This is a genomic window from Acidovorax delafieldii 2AN (genome assembly GCF_000175235.1).
In the GTDB taxonomy this organism is placed as follows: domain Bacteria; phylum Pseudomonadota; class Gammaproteobacteria; order Burkholderiales; family Burkholderiaceae_C; genus Acidovorax; species Acidovorax delafieldii_B.
This window is the reverse complement of record NZ_ACQT01000241.1, coordinates 1-5,310: the sequence shown is the minus strand read 5'-3', so window position 1 is coordinate 5,310 and position 5,310 is coordinate 1. Positions and strand designations below refer to the sequence as shown.

Here is a 5,310-nt window from a genome sequence, read left to right as displayed (position 1 = left end):
GCGCGGGGGGCGCCTTGGCTGCCCGCTCGGGCGCCGGGAAGCGGGCGAGCTGGGCCTCAGTGGCCTCCAGCACGGGCACCTTGCCCTTGCCGGAACGCGACCCGAGGGACGCCACGAACTCGGTCTCGGACGGCATGGTGTCGCCCTCGAAGCGCTCCAGCACGTCACCCTGGAAGAACACGGTGAGCTTGCGCGTCTCGATATCCTGGCCGGGGCGCTTGAGCGTGAACACGTATTCCCAGCGGTTCGCATGGAACAGACTGGTCACCAGCGGCGTGCCGAGAATGTCGCGCACCTGCTGGCGGCTCATGCCGGCCTGCAGCGCCTCGACCTGCTCGCGCGAGACGAAATTGCCCTGCACCACGTCCACCCGGTAAGGCGTCACGACGCTGGCCAGGCGGCTGCCGGCGCCATTCAGGCTGCTGCAGCCTGCCATGGCAGTCAGGCAGGCGCCAATGAACAAGGTCACGCCCAGACGGGCGCTGCGATGGGCTTGGACGGGCATGGAGAAGGGTCGTAAGGATATGATCAATCCATTGTAGCGGCTGGTCCTGCGGGCCTGGTCGAGCCCGCCGACGCACGAAAGACACGGTCATGACGAATATCGACGAACTCAAAAGCACGGGGCTGAAGGCCACCCTGCCGCGCCTGAAGATCCTGGAGATTTTCCAGAAGGGCGCGCAGCGCCACATGACGGCCGAAGATGTCTTTCGTGTCCTGCTGGAAGAGCGCTCGGACATCGGGCTGGCCACGGTCTACCGCGTGCTCACGCAGTTCGAGCAGGCCGGCATCCTGATCCGCAGCAACTTCGAGAGCGGCAAGGCGGTCTATGAGCTCAACGAAGGCCAGCACCACGACCACTTCGTGTGCACGTCCTGCGGCAAGGTGGAAGAGTTCTACGACCCCGAGATCGAAAAGCGCCAGCAGGCCATCGCCAAGGCCAAGGGATGGCTGGTGCAGGACCACACCATGGCGCTGTACGGACAGTGCGCCAACTGCGCAAAGAAGTAAGCCCCCTGCGTCGCCTTCGGCGCCATCCCCTCAGAGGGCGGACGCTCCCAGCGCACGGAGTGAAGACGGCATTCGCACAGCTTGGCGGCCCTTGCGCGGGAGCACTGGCGTAGAGGACGCGCCAGTTGCGGCAGAATTTTGGCCTCAACCGGCTGCAGCGCTTATCCACCAAGCGCTGGCAGCTATCAAATACAAAGCAAGCTAGCCACCCGTGTCGCGTTCCATGGCGCGGCGGTGCCGCTCCACGAACTCTTGGTAGGTGTCGATGCCGCGCAATTGCAAAATGGTGTTGCGCACGGCGGCTTCCACCAGCACGGCGATGTTGCGCCCGGCCACCACCTGGATCACCACCTTGAGCACGGGCACGCCCAGTACGTCCTGCGTGAGCGGCTCGTAGGGCAGGCGCTCGTACTCGCGCTCCAGGGTCTCCTTGCGCACCAGGTGCACGATGAGCTTGAGGCGCATCTTTCGGCGCACGGCCGTTTCGCCAAAGATGGCGCGGATGTCGAGCAGGCCAATGCCGCGCACCTCCAGCAGGTTCTGCAGCAACTCGGGACACTTGCCCTCGATGGTGGTCTGGTTGATGCGGAACAGGTCCACCGCGTCGTCGGCCACCAGGCCGTTGCCGCGCGAGATCAGCTCCAGCCCCAGTTCGCTCTTGCCCAGGCCCGATTCGCCCGTGATCATGACGCCCAGGCCCAGGATGTCCATGAACACGCCGTGCATGGTGGTGCGATCGGCGAAATGCTTGGACAGGTACGCCCGCAGCACGTCGATGACAAACGCCGACGACTCGTGCGTGGAGAACATCGGGATCTGGGCGCGCTCGCACATGGACAGCAGCGCATCCGGCGCAGTCTGCCCATCGGCCAGCACCAGCACCGGGGGCTCCAGGGTGACGATGCGGGCAATGCGGCGCTTGCAGTCGTCCGGCGAGGCGCTGGTCAGATACGCCACTTCGCGCTCGCCCAGGATCTGAACCCGGTACGGGTGGATGTAGTTCAGGTAGCCCACCAGATCGGCGCCCGAGCGCGCAGAACGCACGGCCACCTCGTCGAAGCGGCGCTCGGAAGCGCCCAGGCCCGCCACCCATTCCCACTTCAGGGTGCCCCGGAACTCCTCGAACAGGACATCGGCGCTGACGACGTTGGGTTTCAAGGCAGTCGAGCGAAGGTGGAAGGAGGGGTGCCGCAGCGCCTCAGGCGGCCTGGGTGGACTGCCAGCCGGCAATCATGCCGTGCAGCTCCGAGGCATCGCCGCAGGCCTTGAGCTTTTCGCGCAGCGACGAATCGCTGAGCAGCTCGGCGATTTCCGAGAGGATTTCGAGGTGCTTTTGCGTTGCAGCTTCGGGCACCAGCAAAAAAATCAGCAGGTTGACCGGCAGTTCGTCCGGTGCGTCGAAGCCGATCGGTTGTGCCAGTTGGAACACCGCCGCCATGGGCGCCTTGAGCCCCTTGATGCGGCCGTGCGGAATGGCCACGCCATGCCCGAGGCCCGTGGAGCCCAGGCGCTCGCGCGCGAAAAGGCTGTCGGTGATCAGTGCGCGCGACAGACCGTGCTGGCTTTCGAACAGGAGACCCGCTTCTTCAAAAGCACGCTTCTTGCTCGTGGCGTCAACGCCCACAAGCACTTGAGCGGAGGGCAGGATGGAGGCGAGTCGATTCATGGTGAGGGAAACAATTATGCACACATTGGCAGAAACCCTGAGGGAAAAGAGCAGGGCAGAAAAAACCGCCCAAAGGGCGGCTGCGGCCGGCAGGTCGTACCTGCATGGGCTCAGGCGTGCATTTCACGTTTGGAGGCGTCGTGGTGTTCCTGGATGCGGTCCTTGTGGCGCACGACCTGGCGGTCCATCTTGTCCACCAGCTCGTCCACTGCGGCGTAGAGGTCGGCGTGGGAGCTTTCTGCAAACAAATCACTCCCTTTGACACGAATGTTGCATTCCGCTCGCTGCCGTTTCTCCTTTTCCTTCTGTTTCTCTACTGTCAGCAGTACCTTGACGTCTACCACCTGGTCGAAATGGCGCGTGATCCGATCCAGCTTGGTAGTGACGTAACTGCGCAAGGCAGGGGTAACTTCGAGGTGGTGACCGCTGATCGTCAAGTTCATAGATAAGTCTCCTGTGGCTCTCGGTGAAAGAAATGCCGCCCTGGATCAGAGAAGCGGCCCGGCGAACTTGGATGCATCCGTTGACGTGAATTCACTATGCCCCCGCGCCCAAGCAAAAGCAATCCCATACCGCCTTGGGCTGCTGGGTTATGCCGGCAAAGGTGCCTGCACCCCCAAAAGCGCGCACAATGCTCAGGTTCCAGGGCCATGCGCCAGGGGGCCGCCCCTCACGGCGCATCGCCATGCAGTGGGCACCCTGCTTTGTGCTCCGACATCCCCAGCGCGAGGGGACAGGGCCCACTGCGGCGCCGAGCCACACCCGCGCTGCGCCGGGGGTCTTGCCGGCCCGCTGCACAAAATTCCCTCACTCGCCGCCGCTAAAATCAGCCTGCCCGCAGCCACCCAGGCCGCTCGCAATTTTTAACAATCCCGGGGCCCGGGCTGCCCCCATTCCGCAGCGCCCGCACCACCACCATGACCCAGCCCAGCACCTCTGCCCTGCACACGTCGACCCTGACCTCCCTGCCCCTGCTGGCACGCGGCAAGGTGCGCGACAACTACGCCGTGGGCGACGACCGCATCCTCATGGTGGCCAGCGACCGCCTCTCTGCCTTCGACGTGATCATGGGCGAGCCCATCCCCGGCAAGGGCGCGCTGCTCACGCAAATGGCACTGTTCTGGTTCGACAAGCTCGGCCACATCTGCCCCAACCACCTCACCGGGCAGGCGCCCGAAAGCGTGGTCAGCCCCGCCGAAGTGGAACAGGTGCGTGGCCGCTCGATGCTGGTGCAGCGCCTGCAGCCCATTCCGGTCGAGGCCGTTGTGCGCGGCTACCTGGCCGGCAGCGGCTGGAAGGAATACCAGGAGTCGCAATCCGTGTGCGGCGTGCCCCTGCCCGCGGGCCTGACCAACGCAGCCCGGCTGCCTGAGCCGATCTACACGCCCGCCGCCAAGGCCGCCGCGGGCGAGCACGACGAGAACATCACGTTCGAGCGCACGGTCGAGATGATCGGCCGGGACCTGGCCACGAAGATCCGCGACCTGAGCATCGCCATCTACAAGGCGGCCGCCGCCATCGCCCTCACCAAGGGCATGATCATTGCCGACACCAAGTTCGAGTTCGGCCTGGCGCCCGACGGCACGCTGGTGCTGATGGACGAAGTGCTCACGCCGGACAGCTCGCGCTACTGGCCCGTCGAGGGCTATGCGCAGGCGCTGGCCCGGGGCGAGAACCCGCCCAGCTACGACAAGCAGTTCGTGCGCGACTGGCTCGAGCAGGCCAAGGTCAACGGCAAGCCCTGGGACAAGACCGCGCCCGCGCCCCGGCTGCCGCAAGACGTGATCGAGAAAACGGCCGCCAAGTACCGCGAGGCCCTGGAGCGCCTCACCGCCCGCTGAAGTTGCGCCATGCGGTCTGCGGCGTTGCGGCGTTGCGGCGCTTATTGATAGCCAAGCTCGTCAGCGCGGCTCGGCCTGCACCGCTTTGAAGCGCAGCAGCGTCCTGCCGTCGCCGCCCTGCAGCAGCAACTGAGGGCCCTCCTGCCAAAAGCCCACCACGCGCGACAGCGCGTCGAAAAAGCGCGTTTCGGCCGCGCTGCCCGGCAGGCACAGCGTGATGCCTGAATCCACCCGGCCAAAACGCAGCCGATCACCCTGCACCACGTAGTCGGCAAAAAAGCGGTTGCATCCGCCCGAGCCGGCCGCCCGCGCCTCCTCCGCTTGCAGGACCAGGTACGGTGCGACCCCGCCCCGGGCAGGCTGGGCCACGGCCTCTTCCTCGATCTCGGTCAGTTGCCAGTGCGTGAGCATGAGGGGCACCTCGGCCTGCACCGTGGCATCCAGCGCGGGCCAGCGCTGCAGGGGCACGTCCACACGGCGGAAGGCGGCATCCTGCGGCACGGGATGGCGCCGGTCCGAGGCCATGAGCAGCCGCCCCTCCAGCGTCACGGTCGCGCGCACTTCGTAGCGCCGCTGCGGTGCGAACCGGGCCGCCAGGTACGGAATGGCAATGGCATAGGGCGCCTGTCCCGCCGAGGCGCTGCGCTGGCGGCCCAGCACCACCGGGGGCAGCTCCGGCTGGGTCACGTCCAGCAGGGTGGCTTCGAAGACAACGTCGGGGGGAAGGATGACGCGCTCGCGCGTCCACGCCACGCCGGTGATGACGGCATCGGCCTGCGGCGCCTGGCTGGC

7 protein-coding genes are annotated in these 5,310 nt (G+C 66.0%); 2 read left to right on the top strand and 5 right to left on the bottom strand.

Annotated features, from left to right (window positions below):
• The coding region (locus ACDELDRAFT_RS18740) for an outer membrane protein assembly factor BamE (protein ID WP_005799586.1) at window positions 1-505 on the bottom strand (505 nt) is incomplete at its 3' end.
• 89 nt (window positions 506-594) lie between these two features.
• On the opposite strand from ACDELDRAFT_RS18740, the gene fur reads away from it, so the two are divergent.
• Complete coding sequence (gene fur / locus ACDELDRAFT_RS18735; RefSeq protein WP_005799585.1) at window positions 595-1,011, top strand: ferric iron uptake transcriptional regulator; 417 nt, start codon at window positions 595-597, stop codon at window positions 1,009-1,011.
• Between the two features lie 201 nt (window positions 1,012-1,212).
• On the opposite strand, the gene hprK is transcribed toward fur, so the two are convergent.
• The 3 genes from hprK to hpf form a co-directional block, all read right to left on the bottom strand.
• Complete coding sequence (hprK, locus tag ACDELDRAFT_RS18730; protein WP_005799584.1) at window positions 1,213-2,169, bottom strand: HPr(Ser) kinase/phosphatase; 957 nt, start codon at window positions 2,167-2,169, stop codon at window positions 1,213-1,215.
• A 40-nt stretch (window positions 2,170-2,209) separates the two neighbouring features.
• Window positions 2,210-2,677: a PTS sugar transporter subunit IIA gene (locus ACDELDRAFT_RS18725; RefSeq protein ID WP_005799583.1), complete on the bottom strand. Its 468-nt coding sequence runs from the start codon at window positions 2,675-2,677 to the stop codon at window positions 2,210-2,212.
• Window positions 2,678-2,787: 110 nt separating this feature from the next.
• Complete coding sequence (hpf, locus tag ACDELDRAFT_RS18720; protein ID WP_005799582.1) at window positions 2,788-3,120, bottom strand: ribosome hibernation-promoting factor, HPF/YfiA family; 333 nt, start codon at window positions 3,118-3,120, stop codon at window positions 2,788-2,790.
• A gap of 474 nt (window positions 3,121-3,594) precedes the next feature.
• Here hpf and ACDELDRAFT_RS18715 point away from each other — a divergent pair, with 474 nt between their 5' ends.
• Window positions 3,595-4,518: a phosphoribosylaminoimidazolesuccinocarboxamide synthase gene (locus tag ACDELDRAFT_RS18715; protein WP_005799581.1), complete on the top strand. Its 924-nt coding sequence runs from the start codon at window positions 3,595-3,597 to the stop codon at window positions 4,516-4,518.
• A 60-nt stretch (window positions 4,519-4,578) separates the two neighbouring features.
• Here ACDELDRAFT_RS18715 and ACDELDRAFT_RS18710 read toward each other — a convergent pair.
• The coding region (locus ACDELDRAFT_RS18710; RefSeq protein ID WP_005799580.1) for an META domain-containing protein at window positions 4,579-5,310 on the bottom strand (732 nt) is incomplete at its 5' end.